This is a genomic window from Enterobacter cloacae complex sp. 309I3 (assembly GCF_050031595.1).
In the GTDB taxonomy this organism is placed as follows: Bacteria; Pseudomonadota; Gammaproteobacteria; order Enterobacterales; family Enterobacteriaceae; genus Enterobacter; species Enterobacter cloacae.
In genome coordinates, this window is record NZ_JBLGWI010000001.1 from 2,730,476 (window position 1) to 2,748,796 (window position 18,321).

16 protein-coding genes and 3 pseudogenes are annotated in these 18,321 nt (G+C 52.1%); 4 read left to right on the forward strand and 15 right to left on the reverse strand.

Features of this window, described 5'->3' with window-relative positions:
- The first annotated feature begins 148 nt into the window (after positions 1 to 148).
- Together ACQG22_RS12845 and ACQG22_RS12850 are read left to right on the forward strand one after the other, a co-directional pair.
- Positions 149 to 556, forward strand: a complete 408-nt coding sequence (locus tag ACQG22_RS12845; RefSeq protein ID WP_426711547.1) for a hypothetical protein — start codon at positions 149 to 151, stop codon at positions 554 to 556.
- A 98-nt stretch (positions 557 to 654) separates the two neighbouring features.
- On the forward strand, positions 655 to 1,365 hold the full coding sequence (locus tag ACQG22_RS12850) for a Shedu immune nuclease family protein (RefSeq protein ID WP_426711548.1): 711 nt from the start codon (positions 655 to 657) through the stop codon (positions 1,363 to 1,365).
- 97 nt (positions 1,366 to 1,462) lie between these two features.
- On the opposite strand, the pseudogene ACQG22_RS12855 reads toward ACQG22_RS12850, so the two are convergent.
- The 4 genes and pseudogenes from ACQG22_RS12855 to ACQG22_RS12870 all read right to left on the reverse strand — a co-directional run bounded on the left by ACQG22_RS12855 (position 1,463) and on the right by ACQG22_RS12870 (position 5,207).
- Positions 1,463 to 2,727: pseudogene (locus ACQG22_RS12855) on the reverse strand (Y-family DNA polymerase).
- Positions 2,728 to 2,729: 2 nt separating this feature from the next.
- The gene (locus ACQG22_RS12860; RefSeq protein ID WP_426711549.1) at positions 2,730 to 3,149 is read right to left on the reverse strand and encodes a translesion error-prone DNA polymerase V autoproteolytic subunit; all 420 of its coding nucleotides are present in this window, start codon (positions 3,147 to 3,149) and stop codon (positions 2,730 to 2,732) included.
- Between the two features lie 56 nt (positions 3,150 to 3,205).
- Positions 3,206 to 4,431, reverse strand: a pseudogene (locus tag ACQG22_RS12865) (ISL3-like element ISKox3 family transposase).
- A gap of 218 nt (positions 4,432 to 4,649) precedes the next feature.
- Complete coding sequence (locus ACQG22_RS12870; protein ID WP_163363185.1) at positions 4,650 to 5,207, reverse strand: recombinase family protein; 558 nt, start codon at positions 5,205 to 5,207, stop codon at positions 4,650 to 4,652.
- A gap of 169 nt (positions 5,208 to 5,376) precedes the next feature.
- Between ACQG22_RS12870 and ACQG22_RS12875 the strand changes: the two genes are divergently transcribed.
- Together ACQG22_RS12875 and ACQG22_RS12880 are read left to right on the forward strand one after the other, a co-directional pair.
- On the forward strand, positions 5,377 to 6,057 hold the full coding sequence (locus tag ACQG22_RS12875; protein WP_369706956.1) for a hypothetical protein: 681 nt from the start codon (positions 5,377 to 5,379) through the stop codon (positions 6,055 to 6,057).
- Between the two features lie 62 nt (positions 6,058 to 6,119).
- Positions 6,120 to 6,749 carry a pyocin knob domain-containing S74 family peptidase gene (locus ACQG22_RS12880; RefSeq protein ID WP_369706955.1) on the forward strand — a complete coding sequence of 210 codons (630 nt, stop codon included), beginning with the start codon at positions 6,120 to 6,122 and terminating at the stop codon, positions 6,747 to 6,749.
- Here the strand turns inward: ACQG22_RS12880 and ACQG22_RS12885 are convergent.
- From ACQG22_RS12885 to ACQG22_RS12935, 11 genes and pseudogenes are all read right to left on the reverse strand, one after another.
- A complete protein-coding gene (locus ACQG22_RS12885; protein ID WP_369706954.1) occupies positions 6,715 to 8,058 on the reverse strand; it encodes a phage tail protein in 1,344 nt (447 codons plus the stop codon). The two genes, ACQG22_RS12880 and ACQG22_RS12885, sit on opposite strands and share 35 nt — an antisense overlap.
- Before the next feature lie 59 nt (positions 8,059 to 8,117).
- On the reverse strand, positions 8,118 to 8,351 hold the full coding sequence (cor, locus tag ACQG22_RS12890; RefSeq protein WP_369706953.1) for a phage exclusion lipoprotein Cor: 234 nt from the start codon (positions 8,349 to 8,351) through the stop codon (positions 8,118 to 8,120).
- Between the two features lie 107 nt (positions 8,352 to 8,458).
- Positions 8,459 to 9,130: a hypothetical protein gene (locus tag ACQG22_RS12895; protein ID WP_163280218.1), complete on the reverse strand. Its 672-nt coding sequence runs from the start codon at positions 9,128 to 9,130 to the stop codon at positions 8,459 to 8,461.
- Positions 9,131 to 9,445 carry a hypothetical protein gene (locus tag ACQG22_RS12900; RefSeq protein ID WP_010429919.1) on the reverse strand — a complete coding sequence of 105 codons (315 nt, stop codon included), beginning with the start codon at positions 9,443 to 9,445 and terminating at the stop codon, positions 9,131 to 9,133.
- Positions 9,446 to 9,486: 41 nt separating this feature from the next.
- A complete protein-coding gene (locus ACQG22_RS12905; RefSeq protein ID WP_369706952.1) occupies positions 9,487 to 13,038 on the reverse strand; it encodes a host specificity protein J in 3,552 nt (1,183 codons plus the stop codon).
- A 52-nt stretch (positions 13,039 to 13,090) separates the two neighbouring features.
- Positions 13,091 to 13,681 carry a tail assembly protein gene (locus ACQG22_RS12910; protein ID WP_112021842.1) on the reverse strand — a complete coding sequence of 197 codons (591 nt, stop codon included), beginning with the start codon at positions 13,679 to 13,681 and terminating at the stop codon, positions 13,091 to 13,093.
- Complete coding sequence (locus ACQG22_RS12915; RefSeq protein ID WP_001249260.1) at positions 13,669 to 14,400, reverse strand: C40 family peptidase; 732 nt, start codon at positions 14,398 to 14,400, stop codon at positions 13,669 to 13,671. The genes ACQG22_RS12910 and ACQG22_RS12915 overlap by 13 nt, the downstream gene beginning before the upstream one ends.
- A gap of 1 nt (position 14,401) precedes the next feature.
- Positions 14,402 to 15,157 (reverse strand): phage minor tail protein L, encoded by a 756-nt coding sequence (locus ACQG22_RS12920; protein ID WP_369706951.1) that lies wholly within the window; start codon positions 15,155 to 15,157, stop codon positions 14,402 to 14,404.
- The gene (locus ACQG22_RS12925) at positions 15,154 to 15,501 is read right to left on the reverse strand and encodes a phage tail protein (protein ID WP_025759358.1); all 348 of its coding nucleotides are present in this window, start codon (positions 15,499 to 15,501) and stop codon (positions 15,154 to 15,156) included. Before ACQG22_RS12925 ends, ACQG22_RS12920 begins: the two co-directional genes overlap by 4 nt.
- Before the next feature lie 5 nt (positions 15,502 to 15,506).
- Positions 15,507 to 18,023, reverse strand: a complete 2,517-nt coding sequence (locus ACQG22_RS12930) for a phage tail tape measure protein (RefSeq protein ID WP_369706950.1) — start codon at positions 18,021 to 18,023, stop codon at positions 15,507 to 15,509.
- A pseudogene (locus tag ACQG22_RS12935) lies at positions 18,007 to 18,321 on the reverse strand (phage tail assembly protein T); the annotation flags it as partial. The pseudogene ACQG22_RS12935 and the gene ACQG22_RS12930, both read right to left, overlap by 17 nt.

Sequence of the window (18,321 nt, forward strand, 5' to 3'; positions counted from 1 at the left end):
AATAAAGAGATCTACAACGGTAGCATTGAACGAAAAGTAGTAGAATTCTTTACACCGAGAAGAAAATTAACGAAAATGACTATTCCCTGTTGAGCGGGGCATTTCTAATAAATTTGACTTATGGTTTAATTAAGTTCCGGAGAGGGAAATGATTGATTTTATAACTACTAATACAGGGGTGGTATTTAAATATGATCCAGAGTCGGCGGATAGGTCTTGGGTTTGGAATGAATTACAAACTCATTCAGTTATAAAAATTTCTAAAGTTTTTTATTTTGATATTAATGACTTACTAAACCCTCCTTCTGACAATCAAGATTTTGATATTTATACTTATGAATTTCAGTTTGGTACTTTCATTGATGAATATGTTTTCATACCTGGTATTTTTCTAAATATTAAAAATGATGTATATATAAGCAAAGATATTAATCTTAGTAGAAGTATCTTTGCCGCCGAACGTAATGTTTCTATTTTTGGCCGAATATCACGCATATTAAAAAACAACAATCCAATTTTTATTGGCGGAAAAGAAAGGAGGCAATACCTTCTGTAATTTTTAGTGAGTTATTAAGAAAATTTCCTAATACCTACGAAGTGGATAGATATGCTGATGCAAGAGTCCATATAATTCTTGAGCAATATTTAGAAGACATGAAAGATTCCAAGGGAATCTACGAGACATATCTCAATAAAGTAGCATCAAATGAAACAAGTAAACTTGATTTGAGCGTTATCAAAGAGTTAGAAATTGCAAAATATATTTTGATGAGAGACACAATTGAGAACGCCTTGAAAACGAAACAACATTGGTCCGAAAAAGATTGGCAGGACCTGATGGTACAATCTGGGTTTTTGTTCCCAAAATATATACATGTTATTGAAAATATTACCATTCATGACTACTACAGCATCCCTGGCAAGAAAAAAGATCGATTCATAGATATAGGTTTAATTGATTCCAGCGGAAACCTAGATATTATTGAGGTAAAAAAACCATTTGATAATAAGATTTTGCGCAGAACTGAGTATCGAGGTAACAGCATACCAACATCAGAGCTAAGTGGGGGTATCATGCAGGCTGAAAAATATCTATTTCATTTATCGAAATGGGGGACAAAAGGTGAGGAAAGCCTTACCAAAAAATATGCTTCCCAACTTCCCTCCGGGATGAGCATTCATATTTCCTACCCTAAAGCCATCATCATTGTTGGACGTGACCAGATTGATAATGGAAATATGACAGAAAATCAAAAACTCGACTTTGAAATTATCAAAAGAAAATATTCCAACATGATGGACATTATTACGTACGATGACCTATTAAGACGACTTAACCGTACGATAACTGCACTTAAAAACTAAGGGGCTATTTTAAATGAATGTCCTAGCTTCAGTTTGCTAATAAAATTATACGACGGTCCGCTATTGGTACGTAGCGGACCAAAACGTCCGATACATTTTATCTTACCATTAGAAGATCTGAATACCTGGTAGTGTATCGCGGCGAAAGCATTTCGCGCTTCATTTGCCACTGCTGCTGTATGCCTTGCCCGGCAAAGAAGAGCGTGCCTTTTCCATCTTTAGCGTTCAAGTGATCGAGTACCTCCATCAACTTATCGCTTCCGGCCCGCGGCGCGTTCTCATCGAACAGGTTGAGCTGGGCCACACCTTGGCTGAAAAAATCCCCAAGCATTATTCCGGCTTTCTGGTATCGGTGTCCATCCTTCCAGATTTTGTCCAGGCACTTTACCGCGGCGTGGATGATGTCGCGGGACTGGAGTAGGGGTGAGAAGCTTCATTGACGCACTATTGCCGTAGTATGGCTCGTTAAGCGCAAAGGGAGAGGTTTTCACGAATGCAGAGATAAAGCGGCAATACTGATGCTCGCCGCGAAGCTTTTCGGCGCCACGCGCCGCATAGCTGCAAATAGCCTGGCGCATCTGTTCATAATCGGTAACCCTTTCGCCAAAGGAACGACTGCATACGATTTCTTGCTTTGCCGGCGCGAACTCCTCAAGGTCCAGACAGGGTTCACCGCGCAGCTCCCGGACAGTTCGCTCGAGTACAACGTTAAAGTGCTTCCTGATTATCCACGTGCTCTGCTCCGAAAGGTCGAGAGCAGTTTTAATGCCCATAGCGTTGAGTTTTTTGCTCATGCGCCCGCCGACACCCCAAACGTCCTCAACAGGAACAAGGGCAAGCAGTCGCCGCTGGCGGTCAATGTTCGACAAATCCACTACCCCGCCCGTCTGCCGCTGCCATTTCTTTGCGGCGTGGTTGGCGAGTTTAGCGAGAAGTTTTGTCAGCAATGCCAACGCCAACGGTAAGGTGCGTACGCTTCAGAACCGTAGCGCGGATCTCTTTGCCAAAGTCAGTCAGGTCCCGGCAGTTCCTAACGCCCGTCAGGTCACAAAAAGCTTCATCGATACTGTAAATTTCGACGCGAGGGCTCATTTCTTCCAGAGTCGTCATTACCCGGTTCGACATATCAGCGTAAAGCTCGTAATTGCTGCTGAAGCAAACAACGCCAGCGCGCCGGAAAAGCTCTTTTTGCTTGAAGAACGGCTCTCCCATAGTAATTCCAGCGGCTTTGGCCTCGGCGCTGCGTGCTATTACACAGCCGTCATTGTTCGAGAGAACGACTACTGGCCGCCCTCTCAGATCAGGTCTAAACACCGTCTCGCATGATGCGTAGAACGAATTCACATCACAGAGCGCAAACATGTTCAGCTCGCCGATTTAACGATAAAAGTCACGACGCCGAAGACGTTCAGGGTGTCCTCGCTGCCGACAAATATAGGACTGTAGGCGCTATTCATAGGGTTGAGTTGAACGGTGGGGCGTAACTGCAAACGCTTAACAGTGAATTCCCCTTCTACTGCCGCGATGACAATATCACCATGTTCAGCGGTACGTGAGCTATCGACCACCAATAGATCCCCGTCGCTTATTCCCCCTTCAATCATCGAATCACCAGCGGCTTTAACGAAATACGTTGAGCTCGGATGAGCCACAAAGAACGCATTGAGATCGATGCGCTGTTCAACGTAATCCGCTGCGGGGCTTGGGAAGCCACACTGAACTAAGTCACTGAAAAGCGGGATAGCGATAATTTCTCGCAGTTCTGTTGGTCTGATAAACTCCATAATGCATACCTCGAACACTGTTTTTATATGGGTCTTCCCCATCATGGTGGAAAGGCTCAGAACGCCATATTCAGCTTTCCGTAGTGGCAAAATAACATCACCCCCAGTTTAAAGCGCTCCCGGTTTCGGTATCCCCTGGCTTTTATCCTCAGCAGCCTGATCTTGCTGTTAAGTGCCTCCGCATTTCCGTTTGAGACACTGTGTCGCATCGCATTCAGGATCCCGTACAGCCTTTTTCCTATCGTTTTCGCGGCATTTTTCATCATGGGAACGTCACTGTTAGCCGCCAGCGCCAACCATCTCTGCCAGTCACTCCGTCTTTCCTCGCTCCATGGCCTGTTCCAGATATCCTTTGCCAGCTCTTTCAGCGCCCAGCACTGGCTCGTCAGCTTCATCTGTGCACGCAGCCACATCAGCTTTTCCTGCCTGGATTCGGTCATCCACTTATCGCTGTACTGCCACAGGAAGCGGGTTCCTTTTGCCTGGTGTCGGCTTTCAACAGGGAGGTGCGGATGTTCATTCTGACGGGTTTTATCAACTACCTCGCCCAGTTGCTTCGCCACATGGAAGCGGTCAAAGGCGATTTTCTCAACCGCACTGGGTAAGTGGATACGCGCTGCTCTTATATAGCCCGCGTTCATGTCCATTGAGAGCGTTTTGATAGCCAGCAACTGCCCATCAGTGAGCGTGCGAAGATAGCCGGCAAGACTCTCTGTGCCGCGATCATCCGTTAAGGCCAGCGCCCGACCATCGCGATCGGAGATCACCGTTATGTAACGATGTCCTTTTTTAAAGGCGACCTCATCCACATTCATATGACGGGCGGATAATGGCTTTTTCATCCGGGCAAGACCTCGCTTAACTGCCCGGGTCATAATGCCGTCAACCGCATTCCAACTGAGCTTAAGTTGCTTCCTGACAGCATCAACGGTGCTGATTTTCAGCCATGAGAGAACGAACGATTCGAATAGCAACGTATACCGGCTTCCGGGGCCAGCCCACGGAACAGGCAACGTCAGGCAGCCATGCTCCGGACACATAATTCGTGGAACATCGGCTTCAACAATAGTGGTGAACTGGCAGGTATCAAGATGGCGCCATTTACGATGACGGTGATCGTGAACAGAACAGGATTTACCGCAGGTCGGACAGGCTAGCCGGTGTTTTCAGCGATCTCAATAGTGACAGTAACAGAACCGGCATTTTCATCGAGAGAAAGGGACTTTACCTGCCACGGATCGGACAGGTTGAGAATATGAGCGTAGAGGGACTTTTCGTCCATGGCGGTGACCTCTGGCGATTAAATACACCATTATCATGCCTTCAGCCACCACAACAAGGGAAGACCCTTTTATATACAGTAGTTTCATTTACCAAGGTACGCAAGACACCGGATACGCTGTGAATGTTTAAAGCTTCGCCGTTTCGTTTGTAAGTTTCTCTCTCACTTCAGATTATGGTTATTGTAAATTTTCCGTCTGAACGTTCATGTGCACAAAATTAAGCCTGTTTAGAAGCAGGAAACTTTTTGTACAGCGTGCAGACAGCCACATCGTAAATGATCGCCACCTGCTTCCTTTCAACCCCATTAGCAATGAGCCTCCCGGCCTGCGCCCATTGTTCGGCTGTTAACTTCGGACGCCTGCCGCCGACCCGTCCTTTTTCCCTCGCAGCCGCCAAACCTGCCCGGGTGCGTTCCACTATCAACTCCCTCTCCATTTCTGCGAGAGCTGACATGATATGAAAAATAAAGCGTCCCATTGGGCTGGAAGTGTCGATGCTATCCGTAAGACTTTTGAAGTGGATCCCGCGCTGCCGTAATTCGTCGACCAGCAGTACAAGGTTCCGCATGCTTCGCCCAAGGCGATCGAGCTTCCACACTACCAGCGTATCTCCCTCTTTCAGCGTCTTAAGAAGCTTTTTCAGCGCTGGCCGGTTAGCCACTGTTCCGCTCATTTTTTCTTCGAAAATTTGTTCACATCCTGCGCGTTCGAGCGCTTGCCGCTGAAGATCCGTATTTTGGTCATTTGTTGACACCCTTACATAGCCAATTTGCATATTTTTCACCCAATTATTTCTGCAAAAAAATCAGGTGAAGTTATCGGCCAGGCCGCTCAAGAGCAATCTATAAAACGTCGGTTTAGGAACATCGGCCACGAAGGATACTGGCACCTCAAATGGCAATGTTATTCAGGTCGGTGGTTTTGGCATCGGCGCTGATTCGTCTTTGGCTTCTCAACTGGCAAGCCTGACCGATGGTTATCGTGCCGGGCTTTATCGTATGCGCGGTGATGGAGCTCCGCCGTCAACCATCGGTGCACCAGTTGGAAGTGGAAACTCTATTATCGGTTTGGTCTCTGTTCCTGTTTATTCCACGGCCGGTTTTGGTCTCGCCTTTAACCGGGATAATTTATGGACAGGTGTATTTGATCCAGCAAATCCCAGCGGGGCGACGTGGAAAAAATGGTGGGGTGAGTCAAACACCACCGTTGACACGAACGGCTTTATCAAACGGGCCTCTCCTGTAATTAAGCTGTTCGGAACAGGTGAGATTGAGTGTAACGATGAAGCTGAAGGGGTTGCTGCGTCGAGAGAGGCGGCTGGCGTGTATCGAATCACCGGAAGCTGTGGACTGAATTCTGAAGGATGGACAGTTGAGATCCCACAAGATATCAATGGCAACTTTCTGTGCTTCGTTGATATCAAAAGCGCCGATGATGGAGAACTGACTGTTTCCGTTTTCCGTCGCCGTTTTGATGTGGAAACAGCAATGATTATTGCAGGCGATCCGATGGATATTCCGGAGGGCCGTTGGATAGATCTTCGACTCGAAATGCCTGCTGATTCTTTATACAACCAAAAAAGCAGAGCTGCAGAGCTGGCCGAGACGGCCGATGAAGGTGAATAAAGGTCGGTTTGGGAAGTAGCGCGACAAAGGACGTTGGGACGAGCGAAGGAAGCGTTCAGGTTGTGGGTGGGCTCGGTGGACCGGTGGATGCTTACAGGTACTTCCTGATTGACTCGTCACTTCCTTCAAACACCATCAATTTGAACGATGCGCGAAACCCCGGCGTGTTTCCAAACCTCATCAACTTTACGACTGCCGTGAACCCTCCTGCGGCCAGCGGATACGGGTACATTCAGAACTATGTCCGCATTGCTGGCAGCAGCGGGGCATCGACTCAATTTATGTTGCCTTATGCCACTCAAACGGATGCAGGGCGGTTCTTTTACCGAGGGTTTAATACCAATGCCTGGGCACCATGGAAGGAGATCATGACTTCAGCCGTGTCTGATAAGAGAATGAAAAACATCGGTGATGACCTCGATCCAGAAGAGGCGTTGATGAATATTTGCCGGATGGAGTTCAAGCACTTCACTTTTAAGGATGATGAAACGCAGACCCCACGGCGCGGAGTGATATCTCAGCAGATTGAAACGATTGATCCCGAATACGTTAAAGAAATAGGCGGCCTGCTGCACCTCGATCAGACTCCAATGTTGCTCGATGCGCTGGCTGCAATTAAAGCCTTGGCAATCCGCGTCAGCGCATTAGAGGTAGACGCTAATCCTCCGGCTCCTGGCTCATTCGCTGGTTAAACAGAGAGTCTGACGGCATATCCAGGCGAACATCGATCCAGCTGTTCGCCGGGACATCCATCAGTTCTCCTTTCGTTTTGATGATCTCTCCGTCTTCACTCAGCATGTATTTGCGCTTAAAGAGGCGGATTATCAGGTCGCCATTGTCGGTTTGCTCTGCCTCAACCACGCCCATCTCTCCCATGCCGCCAGGGTCCATCGGCGGCAGTAACTGCCACCCCTCAGACGCCAGACCTGCCGAACCGGTGAGTACGTAAAAACCTACGTCGCGGCGGGAAAGGGTAATTCCCTCGGCCTCAGCGTTCGCTGTGCCGCAGCCGCACCATGTGAAGCCATCCTCTGCCACATCAGTACGTTCAGTTTCTTCCCTGCTTTTGACAATACGGGCTACTGGCGATGCCGCCTTAAGCGTGCCATCACTGGCCTTTGTGGTGTTATACGTCGTGTAAAATTCCTGCCACCCCGGAGTGGCCACATTTTCTGCCTGCGTTCGGTACCAGATACGCCCACCTTTAGCCACCCCAAGATTTGTCGCGTATATCTGCGTAACCGAATTCTTGCTGCCACGCATTCTGAAAAACTGGCCATATTTCGATGTGTCGGCCGGAAAATCCCCCGTTGTATCAGCTGTTGTCTGCCACAGTCCTGTGGGCTCAGAAAAATAGTTAATTCCGCCTGAAACAGGTGTTCCTGAAGCTGTATTTCCCTCCCCGATCCCGAACCCACCTACAACCAGCAATCGTCCTGCAGTAGCATCGGTAACTGATGTCTGAAACGTCGCCGTTGCACCACTTCCTAAACCGAGGTTTGTGCGACTGCCTTCTGCCGTGGTTGCCCCGGTCCCGCCCTGCGCAATAGAAAGCGCAGTAGTGAGCCCTTTCAGCTCCGTGATATCGCTGTTTACCCCCTTTCTGGCAAGTGCGCCAATACCTGGAATATTCACGGAGGCCCCGTTGATGGTAACGGTGATGGTCTGGTTTGCGGAGGTGGTGGCGAACGTCTCCCACGCGCCAATATTCTCGTCATACTCTTTGATGAGCTGCGACATTGCCTGGGCCAGGCCGTCGACCGAGATATTGTCCGAGACAAGAATTCCATACTTCTGGCCGCTCAGCGCCGGGGAAGCCGCAGGCGTAACCGTCATTGACGTGGCGCTGTTCACGGATGAAATCTGGAAAAGCTGCACCGGGTTAGACATCACGATAATCGTCTGGCCGGCGCGGACCTGGCTGGCGGGTGCCGTCCAGTTCGTGCCTGTGCCGGTTGCGGTATTTCCGTTAATGGCTATGGTGCCAGTGTTATAAAGCATATTTTCTCCAGGCAATAAAAAACCCCGCCGGAGCGAGGTTTATTTTGAAACAGAATGAGTTAATTGCAGGTCGTGCTGGTGAACGTGTTGGCGCTAACCCAGGTCCAGTTAAAGGGGTAACCGGCGCGGTACTGGGTCTGATTGTTTTGTTTACGCACCCCGTAAATCTGGACGCTGTTTTCCTGCCCGCCGATAAGGGCAGTACCGGAACACACAGGCTGCTGTTTCTCAATAACGCCAGCGCAACCGGAGAGCAAAACCGCCACCGCCAGGCAAAGAATTATGTTTTTCATAGTGGTTATATCCCAGGGCATTAACAAGGTTACACAATAGCAATATGAATCAACGGGATATAATTGATTTGGTAGATCAATTATTCACAATCGATCGTTGAAAACGATCAATCATAGTTGGCGCAGTTAATGGCCATGATTACGTTTCTCATGTTTGAGTACGCAACGTTTTGCAGGCTGCCACTGGGCGTTGTTTGCGGTCTGGCGTAAATGCGGGTGTTACTTCCCTCAAGTTTCGCCATGCTTTTGTAAATTGCCACATATGGCTGTGGTTGCCCGCCCGCTGAAACAACCCCTGTGATCAGACCGAGCATAACAGGCATGCAGGCCCACTTCCCCGCCCGGGTTGTGTTGATGTTGTAGCCTGAGCTGGCATCCACCCCGGCAGTGCCGATAGTGACCACATCGCTCAGCGTGCGCGTTTCGTGGGTTAAAATCAGGGTCCCCGATGCATCCCACACGGCCATCCCATAATCTGGCTTTGTCTGGGGGAAAATTGTGAAAAAATAAACATACGCTGTGCCGGTTGCATTCGGTCTGAGAAAATCAATCGTGATGGTGTTTCCGCTTACCGTCTGAGTGATTTCCACCTCAACCGTGCAATGAACGAAAGCCACAACGGGCTGACCTGAGGGAAAGGTGTGCGTCACCTTGGTATTGAAACCCGATGTTCCCTGCAGTGCCGCTGTCTTTCGCGCCTGCAATGCAATTGGCGAGCTGTTAGCGGTAACCCACACCTCACCGCTCGTCGTCGTCAGTAAACCGCCGTACTGCGCCATTTATGCCCTCTCGATCTGGAAAATGAGAAAAGCTGCAACAGCGGGTTCAGTCCCTGCCGAGTAGTCGGTATCCCCCACTGAGGAAACCGTTGCAGTGCCACCTGAGATGGTTATCTTCCTTCTTCCCGTTCCCCACTTATCATCGTTCATGACCTGAAAGTAGGTCAGTTTGCAACCCGGTGGAAGGGCAACGGAATAAGAGCCTGTTTTCTGGTTAACGGCCAGTTGCAGATAGCCGCAAACGCTGACTGGCTTAATTCCATAGTTGTTAACCTTCCCTGATGCGTCCCATGTTTGAACACCGTATTCCGCCATCGTATCTCCTGAAAAAAAGAGGCCCCACAAGAGGCCTCCCGTCACCATGTACCAGTGATTCTCCCGATCTGCACCCTCAACACATTGTTGGAGTCCCGTACACTGATTGTCTGGTTGGTCTGTTTCATGGCCCCCTCGCCAGCTGTCGAACCGTAGTTCTCAAACGTACCGGCCTTATCCAGCCTCCACCCGACTGAGCCAGCCACATAGTTATTCGACTGGATATAGTTGCCGATTTTGGCGTTCTCAATGGTGCCGTCCTGGATGAAGCTGGCCCGAATGAATGTCTGTCCATTCTGGATCACGAACGGCAAAGCCACGCTGTTACCGGCTGCCGTGGTGACGGCGAAGCGGTCAGCCAGGAAGATTACCTGCGACTGCATGCCGGATGGCGTATTCTCCACGCCGATACCCATCCCCGCGGCGTAATACTGTCCGTTGCTGGAGACACCAACCTTGATGTTGTACATCGCGCTGAGGTCGCCATTAACGTTGGCTATCGCCTGCGCGTTGGTGGTGATGGCTGAGGTATGCCCGTTCACCGTTGCCGTAATGCCGTTTATCTGCGTGGCCGTGGCCTGCTGATAATCGGAGAACGTCTGGTTGAGGCTGTTGATGGATGCCTTGTTGCCGTTAACATCCGTCTGCAGGCTTAGCAACGAACGCGCCGTTGCCTCCTTCTCGTTGACGATCACTTCATCAAGTCGGTCCAGTTGAGCGCTGTTACCTGCGACCGATGCCGACAGGGTTTTACGCGCAGCCACCTGCGCCAGCCCGTTCTGGATAATGGCGATAGCCGAGTTTTTTACGCCTCCTGCCATACCATCCATGGACACGCTGATGTTATCGATACGCTGGCCAAGAGCGGTATCTGCCGTTGCGACGGTCTGCTCAAGCTGAGACAGAGATGACGACACATCCCCAACGTTACTTGTCAGTTCCTTCACATCGGTCTGAACCTGCCCAATGTCCTGGGCGTTTTGGGCTATCTTCAGCGCCTGCTGTTCAAGCTCATTATTCGCCTGAAGGATATCGTCAGCCATACCAACAATTTTTTCGTTGGTATCAACTGCATTCTCGATCAGGTCCTTGAACGTCTCAGACCCTTTGATGTCCTCCAGGATCACGTCGGTGATATCAGAAACATCGATACTGGCCTGCCCACGAACCCAGCCGGTATAACCGGACTCGTTACCGGTTCGGTCCACCAGCTGCGCGCGGTACCAGAATATCTGCCCCGCTTTAAGGCCCATCTGCTGATATTTACGCTGCGGGTATGGCACATCGGCCAGCAACATCGCATCGTCCTCAGTACCGGTCAGGCTGTACTGAATTTCCGTCTTCAGAGTATCGTCCGTATTGGCCGGGAACCCCCAGTTCAGCTCGATACCAAACACCACGTTTTCAGACGCGATAAAACCCACCGGCTTCGGCGGATTCCCGTCCTTGCCCGTCAGCGTTTTCTCTTCTGAATACCCCCATCCGGATGAAATTTCAGCGGCGTTGATGGCACGCACGCGCACCAGGTATCGTCCCGCATAAATGCCCGGAACATCGAACGATGTGGTAGAGCTTCGCGGCACATTGACCCAGTTCCCGTCATTGCGGCGCCACTGTGCTTCATAGGCGATGGCGTTCTTCGCCTGGTCCCAGCTGACTCGCATGGTCTGAACGTTCACATTCTGCTGAACCACAGAGAATGAATTGATGACGATGTTGGCTGGCGGGGACTGATTACCTGGAGGTATGACACTTATTGGCCGCTGGTCGATAATGGCACCGGTATCGATACGCGGATATTTATCCGGATCGTGAAAAGCTCCAGAAATCGAATACGTTCCGTCATTATTGTCCGTGACGCTGATAACGCGATATTGCTGCGCGTAAAGCTCCTCGGACTCGACAATCCACACCGATTCCACTGCAGGTGTTTCGCTGTATGCCGTAGTCACGGTGACGGCCCGACCGTTTACGCTCTGTATCGTTCTGCTCTGCGATGCGCCGGATGGAAGGTTAACCATCAGACGGCTTCCGGGAGCGGCTGCAGACTCACGATCAAGCGTGATAACGCGACCGTTAACCGCGCTGATGCGCCCTCCCATCACTTTTCCGGAAAGCAGCTCATCGGCAACCGCGATGATATAACCAGGCTGTGGGATCTTGCCGTCAAGACCCACATCGAACGACACGATGCGATCCTTGTTATTGGTCAGGATACCCCAGCGCCCCTTACGGTTTGCCTCTGACTGCCGGGTACAACCAATGGCTGTCATTTCGAGCTGGTTTGTGCCGAAGCGAGCAACGAGCTCCTGTTCAAAAACCGGCTCCATCGCATCCGCGTAGGCATTACCCGGATCGGACCAGGAAACCAGTGCCGTGGTATAGCGGGTTTTGGTGGTGCTGCCCGAATAGGTAAAGCGGCCATCAACCACGTTTGCACGCGTGTAGCTGTAATCCACATCGCGGGGCATATCCGCCAGCGCAACAATTTGATCTCCACCCCAGTACGTCATGCCCCGGAATATCGCCGCAAAATCACGTAACACGGTATAAGCGTCATTCCTCTCCTGCACGTACACGTTACAGGTATAGCGAGGCTCAGTGCCGCTACCGCCTTTACCATCAGGAACCGGCTGATCACAATATTGCGCGACCTGGTAAAGCGTCCATTTATCAATATTGGCCGCCGTCAGGCGATTGCCCAGCCCAAAGCGGTCGCTCACCACCAGATCGTAAAAAATCCATGCCGGATTATCCGTCCACGCCCATTTAAACGCCCCCGTCCATGTGCCGCTATAGGTGCGGCTCTCCGGGTCATACGTATCCGGAACGCGGATTACACGCCCTCGCGGTTCGCAGGATATTTGCGGGATAGAGCCGTTAAACTGGCTTGAGTCGAATTCGATGTACAGCAGCGCGGTATTTGGATAACGCAATTTGGCGTCAATGACCTCTGTATAGCTCTGCACCGTCATCGTATCGCCAATTTTCGCGCTGTTGGCATCCGCCGTGAGCTTACGCAGGCGCACCGTCCATGTGCTGCCTGCCTGCGGTAGGTCGACGCGATGGCTGCGTTCGTAGCCGGAAGTTGTCTTGCCGGTTACGCTGGTATTAAGTACCGTCTGCCAGGTGCCGCCATCGGTCTGCAGATCAATAGCGTAGTTAATTGAATAGCCAACCAGATCGCCATCGTCCTCCTGTTTAAAAAGCGATGGCCACTTGAGGCGCAGGCGAACGGCTGACAGTTGCGTGTTAGTAAAGGTATGCGTCCAGGCAGTGGTGCTCGACACTTCGGTGCCCACGCTGATTTCATTTTCGGTGCCGGGGATACCCTGAATGTATTTTTGTGCCTGAGTCCCCGGGCGAAATTCCCACGCCACGCCGCTGAAGTTTTGCGATCCGTCTGCATTCTCCAGTGGCGTGCCATCGAGATAGATATCCTTCGCCGTCAACTGCCCTGCAAATTCGCCCTCTCCCAGTGCAACAAGAATTTTGGCCTTCGCTACGGACTGGAGATCGTCTGGTTGTTCAGTCGGGGTGCGGGAACTGGAGCTGCCGCCCTTGCGGCCTCTAATCGGAGTAGATGTAGCCATATTGCGCCCATAAAAAAGGCCACCCTGAGGTGGCCTGAAAGGAGGTTTTTATTTATTGCTGATCTTCGACATAAATCCCGGCTGAAATAATCGCACCGCCGATTCGCCGACGACCATAAAGAAGCGGTACCGGATAGCCCTGCGCGGCGGTGTTGGTGACTCCACCGAACGCGTATGAGGCGCGGTTATCTGAGCTCTGTTTGCTGGCCAGCCCAGCTGGTTGAGGGGAAAGCATCTGGACAACCCCGCCAATCATCATTGCGGCACCGAATTTGTATAAGAATGGTGATGCCGCAGCCCAGGGTGTGAAATTAAGCACCGCCCCAACGGCAACCAGAACTGCACCAAGTATTGTCTGGAGCAATCCGGCCTTTTTGCTCCCGATAATCACCGGGACAATGCGAATGACATCGCCGGTGACCGGGTAACCCAGGTCATCAACACCAATATTCTTTTTCCCTTTGAATACTGAATAAGTGAGACCACGGCGTTGGCTGGAAATCATAAACTGCTCAAAGCCCGGTATAGTCTTTGCCAGCGCAACACTCGCTTCGTTCACGCGTGAAATCAGGCGATGGTGAACTTTACCGAATGTTTTCCCGAGCACGCCGCCAAGCTCAATGCGGGTCATTACTTCCTGCATGTTTCACCTGCCATTACATCTTTATAGCGAACGATCTTCATTGTGCGCTCCTGCCAGTATCCGCCATAAGGAACACGTTGACTCAGATGCCCGTAAAGATGGTGCAGCAGCATGTTACCCTCCAGTAAAATCCCGGCATGATTCCACTTATCGGCCTGCACCTGCATGATGACGAGGTCCCCTTCCTGAGGCGGACCATCAAACTCCCTGAATCCGCACTCGTACCAGCACTCCTGATAGAAATTGTCCGGGTAGTCGTTTTCCCACCAGGGATAATCCACCCGGTAATCGTGGAGCTCGATACAGTGGGTCTGCCGGAAATAGCTCATTACCAGACCCCAGCAATCGAAGTGGCCAAGCACGAACGGACGCTCCAGTAATGGCAGCTCCCCGCGTGGCTGAATGGTACGTAAATCCCCCTCTGGCCAGCTCACAATATGCCAGGGCAACAACGTTGCATCACACTGCGCCTTATCCAGCTCGCTGGCCTGCGTCGTCGCGTCAGGGTGGCTGTGAACAATGGCCACCACCGTCCCCCAGTCTTCTGCCGCTGCATAATCTTCAGGTGAAAGGTGAAAATGTTCGGTCGGCTCTGCTGCGAGGTTACGACAGGGAAAATAGCGCTCAACCCGGCTTTTCTGTGCCACCACGCCGCAGCACTCGCGCGGATATTCCGCTGCAGCGTGTGCCATGATGGCATCAATGGTTTTCTGGCGCATATCAGCTCCTGATAAGAGATGTACCCGGGAAACCGCCGAACGGCAGCTCGTTGTTGTATCCGTGCCGGAGCTTACAGGCCGTCAGTGTGCCGTTGCAGACATCCAGCGAGGGATCGTCAACCGGGTTATTGTTTTTGTCGAAATAGCGCGTTCCGGCATAGTCGCAGCCGTCGCCGGTCCGGTACTTGTTCCGGATGCACCAGCTGCATAACGAATGCAGCTGCCGCGTAGGTATCATCTGCCCCTGTAAATCCATCGGACTGGAAAGCGTAAATTCAACTGTTTCATCCGTCTCGGTACTTCTGGCGTCAATATAAAAGACCTTCAGCTTTTCCTGTGACGGGTCTGCGGTGGGATTGCCCTGCGGAAAATTTCTGGCGTCCAGATACTGTGCCAGCGTGTCGTGGATACTCACTTTCGCCTGCAGCAGATCGTCATACGCCAGACAGAGCGCTGAGATCGAGCTGTCCAGGTTCGCCACACTCAGTTTTGGCTGTGGGCTGGTACCGTCCGTGGTCGCTTCAATACCCTCAACCTGACACGGCCAGGCTTTATACTCCTCCCCCTGCCACCAGATGGATTTCGCCGGAAGTTTATTCTCATCCCCGCCTGCAGCCTCAATCTCTTCCGGGGTATGCGCGATGTTATGTGCGTGAAAGCGGAGTACATCTGACATACCGAACGCTGTGCCATCGACAGAAAAAAGCCGGACTTCATTGCCCGGCTCGAGTTTTTGATAATCAGCATTAAGACTCATGGTGCAAATGCCTGTTCAAACGTTGCGGTTACGGTTATCACTTTTACGTTTTTAACCACCTTTTTGAGCGTGTCAGCCTCGACACGCCACAGCGCGGTATCGCCGAACGGCGGAGTGAAAATAAACGACTTCACTTTATGCCGCCGAAGGAAGGCATGAATTTCATTCGCAGTAGTCGGATCACCGGAAAAGGAAAACTCATAGGTGCGAATCTCATCATTCAGGCCGGAGCCGCTCACCTGTGCGTACCCGTCGCCGAACTGGACCTTCCTGACGGTGTCTTTGCTTCCTTCGGTGGGCTGGCTGGAGACCTTAATCCCCCAGGAGAATGTTTCTATCGTCATAACTGTTACCTGCGATTGGTCGCATTCCAGATAAGCCCACCGGGCTGGATTGCCCTGGCGATACCATCGTTGACAGATTTATTAATCACCTGCTGATACGCCTTACCCAGCCTGTCTCCGTCGTTTTGCTGCTGTGCGTTACCGGAAGCATTCTCGACCGTCACCGGGGCATATACACTGACACCGAAAGGTGCTGCAGCTGGACCTGTACCACCGCCCCCGACATACCCGCCCGTGGCATACCCTTTCATCATCCGGTAAAGGTTTCCTACGCCGATCCGGCTGGTAGCCTCTTTGGTGAAGACGAACTCACCACGGTGAACAACACCTGCAGGCTCATATTTACCGCCTGAACCGGTATAACCGCCACCTGCAAATCCCAGCGCGGTTGATGCTGAATCCACCAGGCCGACCATCGCCTGCTTGAGCAGGATCTGTGTCAGCATGGAGAGCGTGGAGCGGGTGAAGTCAGCCCAGTCAGCCTTTCCGCGCGTCAGCATGTCAGCCATATTTTGCCCGATGCCATCAAACGTACTGGTGGCAGCCGACTTCATCTGGCCATAAGCATCTGAAGCAGAATCAACATAATCTGCCCATGCGGATTTGGCCCCGGACTGCCAGTCATCCCGAAGCTTATCCTGCTCGGCGTAATACGCCTGCAGCGCCTGCAGCTCATTCTGATAACCGGCATCGTTCTCAGACCCGCCACCATTTTTCCAGCCCTGAAGAAGCTGGGCCTCTTCATTGCGACGTTGTGCTGCACGACTGCTCATACCAGCACTTTCCGCCAGGGCACGGGTTTTCTCGCCGATCTGCGTGACGTATTTTTGGGACGTATCCTGCAGGCGATTAAGCCGCTCCTGCGCCACTATCTGATCGCCAAGCTTCGCATTCAGCTCCGCCCGGGAAAGCACCTCGCTTTTACTGGCCAGCAGGGATTTTTCCTCAGCAGAAAGCGTCCGGGTCTTCGCGGCCTCTTCCAGAACCGTAAAGCGGGACTGCTGACGCCACAGCTCCTGACGCTGCTGGCTGATGGTGTCATTGATGCTCTTATGCTCCTGCAGGGTGCGCAGCTGTGCCTGCAACTCCAGCGTCTGGGCGCTGGCCGTATCGGTGGCACGGGCACCTGCGGGGGTTCTGATTGCCGGGGTCTTCTTCGGCTTTTTAAGGGTGTCTTCGTACTCTTTTTTCGCGGCAGCCAGGTTGATGTTGTAGTCTGCCTGGAGGATCCGCCCCTCTTTCAGCGCCTTGTTGAGCTCGCTCTGCCTGGCCGTGTATTTCTCCAGGGCCGTCTGCGTTTTGACATAGTTTGCCTGTGCCTGCGCAGCATACTTCTGGCGATCCGATTCCGCAGCCGCTTCGCGCGATGCATTCTCTTCGTTCGCCCTGGCAATTCCCGCCTGCTGCTGCGCCATATCCAGCGCAAGCCTGGCCGTTTCGCGGTCATTCCAGAATCGGGCGCGGGCCTCATCATTGACATATCGGTCACCTTTACGCAGGTTCCAGATTTCATCGGCTTTTTTGAACGCGGCTTCGGCTTTTGCCACCATCTCCTGCGCGGTGTCAGGTCGGCCAATATCGAGGGCTGCATCCCACATCGACTTGAAGGCGCGCTTCAGGGAGTCCGCTGAAGATTCAATCGTCCCCATATTGTCGCGGATGGCTTTGGTCTGATCGTTGAATCCGGCTGTAGCAGCCTCGTTAGCCGCCTGCAGTGCGCCAGCCTCATCACCGGCACGCTGCAGCTGCGCCACATGGGCAATCTGTTCAGCGGTAACGTTATGGAACTGCTGGGCCATCGCGATCAGGCCCGATGTCGGGTCAGTTGCGAGCTTGCCATAGGCTGCTGCGACCTTTTCCACCGGCACGCCGGAGGCATCGGTAAACCGCGCCACCGCCTGGCTCATGTCATCAAAGCGCGAGCCAGCACGCACACCCGCGTTGATAAGTTCGGTCAGCGCTTCACTGGTCTGGTTGAAGGTCAGCCCCGCTGCCTGTCCGTTACGCGCCAGTGCCAGCATGCGGTCAGCGGTCAGTCCGGCTGTGTTCCCCGACAGTACCAGCGTTTTGTTGAAATCAGACAGAGTGGAAGAGCCCTGGTACCAGGCATAGAACAACGCGCCAGTTGCAACGGACAATGCACCAATGCCGACCATCAACGGGGAAATCGTCCCCAGCAACGCCCGGAATGTCGGAATGATCCCGCCAAAGGAGTCCTTAACCTGACCGCCCTGCTGAAGCAGAATCAGCCAGGGGTTCTGCCCACCCGCCAGCTGCGTGGCCACATCGGTAAACTGTGCCGGGAGCATACGCATTGCTGCGTTATACTGACCCACAGAAATACCCGCTTTGCGCGCGGCGTTCTCCTGGCGGCTGAAGGACTGCTGGATACGTAACGCTTCGTCGTTTGCCGCACTGCCGGTCTGTTTTAATTCTTTTTTGACGTAGTTAAGCTGCTCGCTGAATTTCGACGAGTTAACGTCAAGGTTAACGACCAGATCACCGACTGCCGTCTGGGCCATAGCGCACGCCTCCTGAAATACCTGCAGCCTTCGCCATCAGCGTATTGTCATCCGGTTCATCAATGTCGATGGGTTCCGGTGCAGTATTAAGAATGCTGAAACTGTCCGGGGTTAACTCCGGATCGGCAAAAAACAGGGTTGAGATGGTGTAGAGCAAGCCGGAGAAGTGTGCGTCCAGCTGCGCATCATGAAAGTAATTGTCCTGATAGAAGATTTTCCAGTCGCCGTACTCCGTTGAGGACATGCCAGCAAGCATGGCACGCCAGTCCGGGCGACCGAACTCACGCGCCAGTTTCAT

What these genes read in the sequence shown, in the direction of transcription:
- ACQG22_RS12850 (WP_426711548.1), top strand. Translation starts at nt 655, where the DNA reads ATGAAAGATTCCAAGGGAATCTACGAGACATATCTCAATAAAGTAGCA.
- ACQG22_RS12920 (WP_369706951.1), bottom strand. Translation starts at nt 15,157, where the DNA reads ATGAGTCTTAATGCTGATTATCAAAAACTCGAGCCGGGCAATGAAGTC.
- ACQG22_RS12915 (WP_001249260.1), bottom strand. Translation starts at nt 14,400, where the DNA reads ATGCGCCAGAAAACCATTGATGCCATCATGGCACACGCTGCAGCGGAA.
- ACQG22_RS12885 (WP_369706954.1), bottom strand. Translation starts at nt 8,058, where the DNA reads ATGCTTTATAACACTGGCACCATAGCCATTAACGGAAATACCGCAACC.
- cor (WP_369706953.1), bottom strand. Translation starts at nt 8,351, where the DNA reads ATGAAAAACATAATTCTTTGCCTGGCGGTGGCGGTTTTGCTCTCCGGT.
- ACQG22_RS12845 (WP_426711547.1), top strand. Translation starts at nt 149, where the DNA reads ATGATTGATTTTATAACTACTAATACAGGGGTGGTATTTAAATATGAT.
- ACQG22_RS12925 (WP_025759358.1), bottom strand. Translation starts at nt 15,501, where the DNA reads ATGACGATAGAAACATTCTCCTGGGGGATTAAGGTCTCCAGCCAGCCC.
- ACQG22_RS12860 (WP_426711549.1), bottom strand. Translation starts at nt 3,149, where the DNA reads ATGGAGTTTATCAGACCAACAGAACTGCGAGAAATTATCGCTATCCCG.
- ACQG22_RS12870 (WP_163363185.1), bottom strand. Translation starts at nt 5,207, where the DNA reads ATGCAAATTGGCTATGTAAGGGTGTCAACAAATGACCAAAATACGGAT.
- ACQG22_RS12910 (WP_112021842.1), bottom strand. Translation starts at nt 13,681, where the DNA reads ATGCAGGAAGTAATGACCCGCATTGAGCTTGGCGGCGTGCTCGGGAAA.
- ACQG22_RS12895 (WP_163280218.1), bottom strand. Translation starts at nt 9,130, where the DNA reads ATGGCGCAGTACGGCGGTTTACTGACGACGACGAGCGGTGAGGTGTGG.
- ACQG22_RS12905 (WP_369706952.1), bottom strand. Translation starts at nt 13,038, where the DNA reads ATGGCTACATCTACTCCGATTAGAGGCCGCAAGGGCGGCAGCTCCAGT.
- ACQG22_RS12930 (WP_369706950.1), bottom strand. Translation starts at nt 18,023, where the DNA reads ATGGCCCAGACGGCAGTCGGTGATCTGGTCGTTAACCTTGACGTTAAC.
- ACQG22_RS12900 (WP_010429919.1), bottom strand. Translation starts at nt 9,445, where the DNA reads ATGGCGGAATACGGTGTTCAAACATGGGACGCATCAGGGAAGGTTAAC.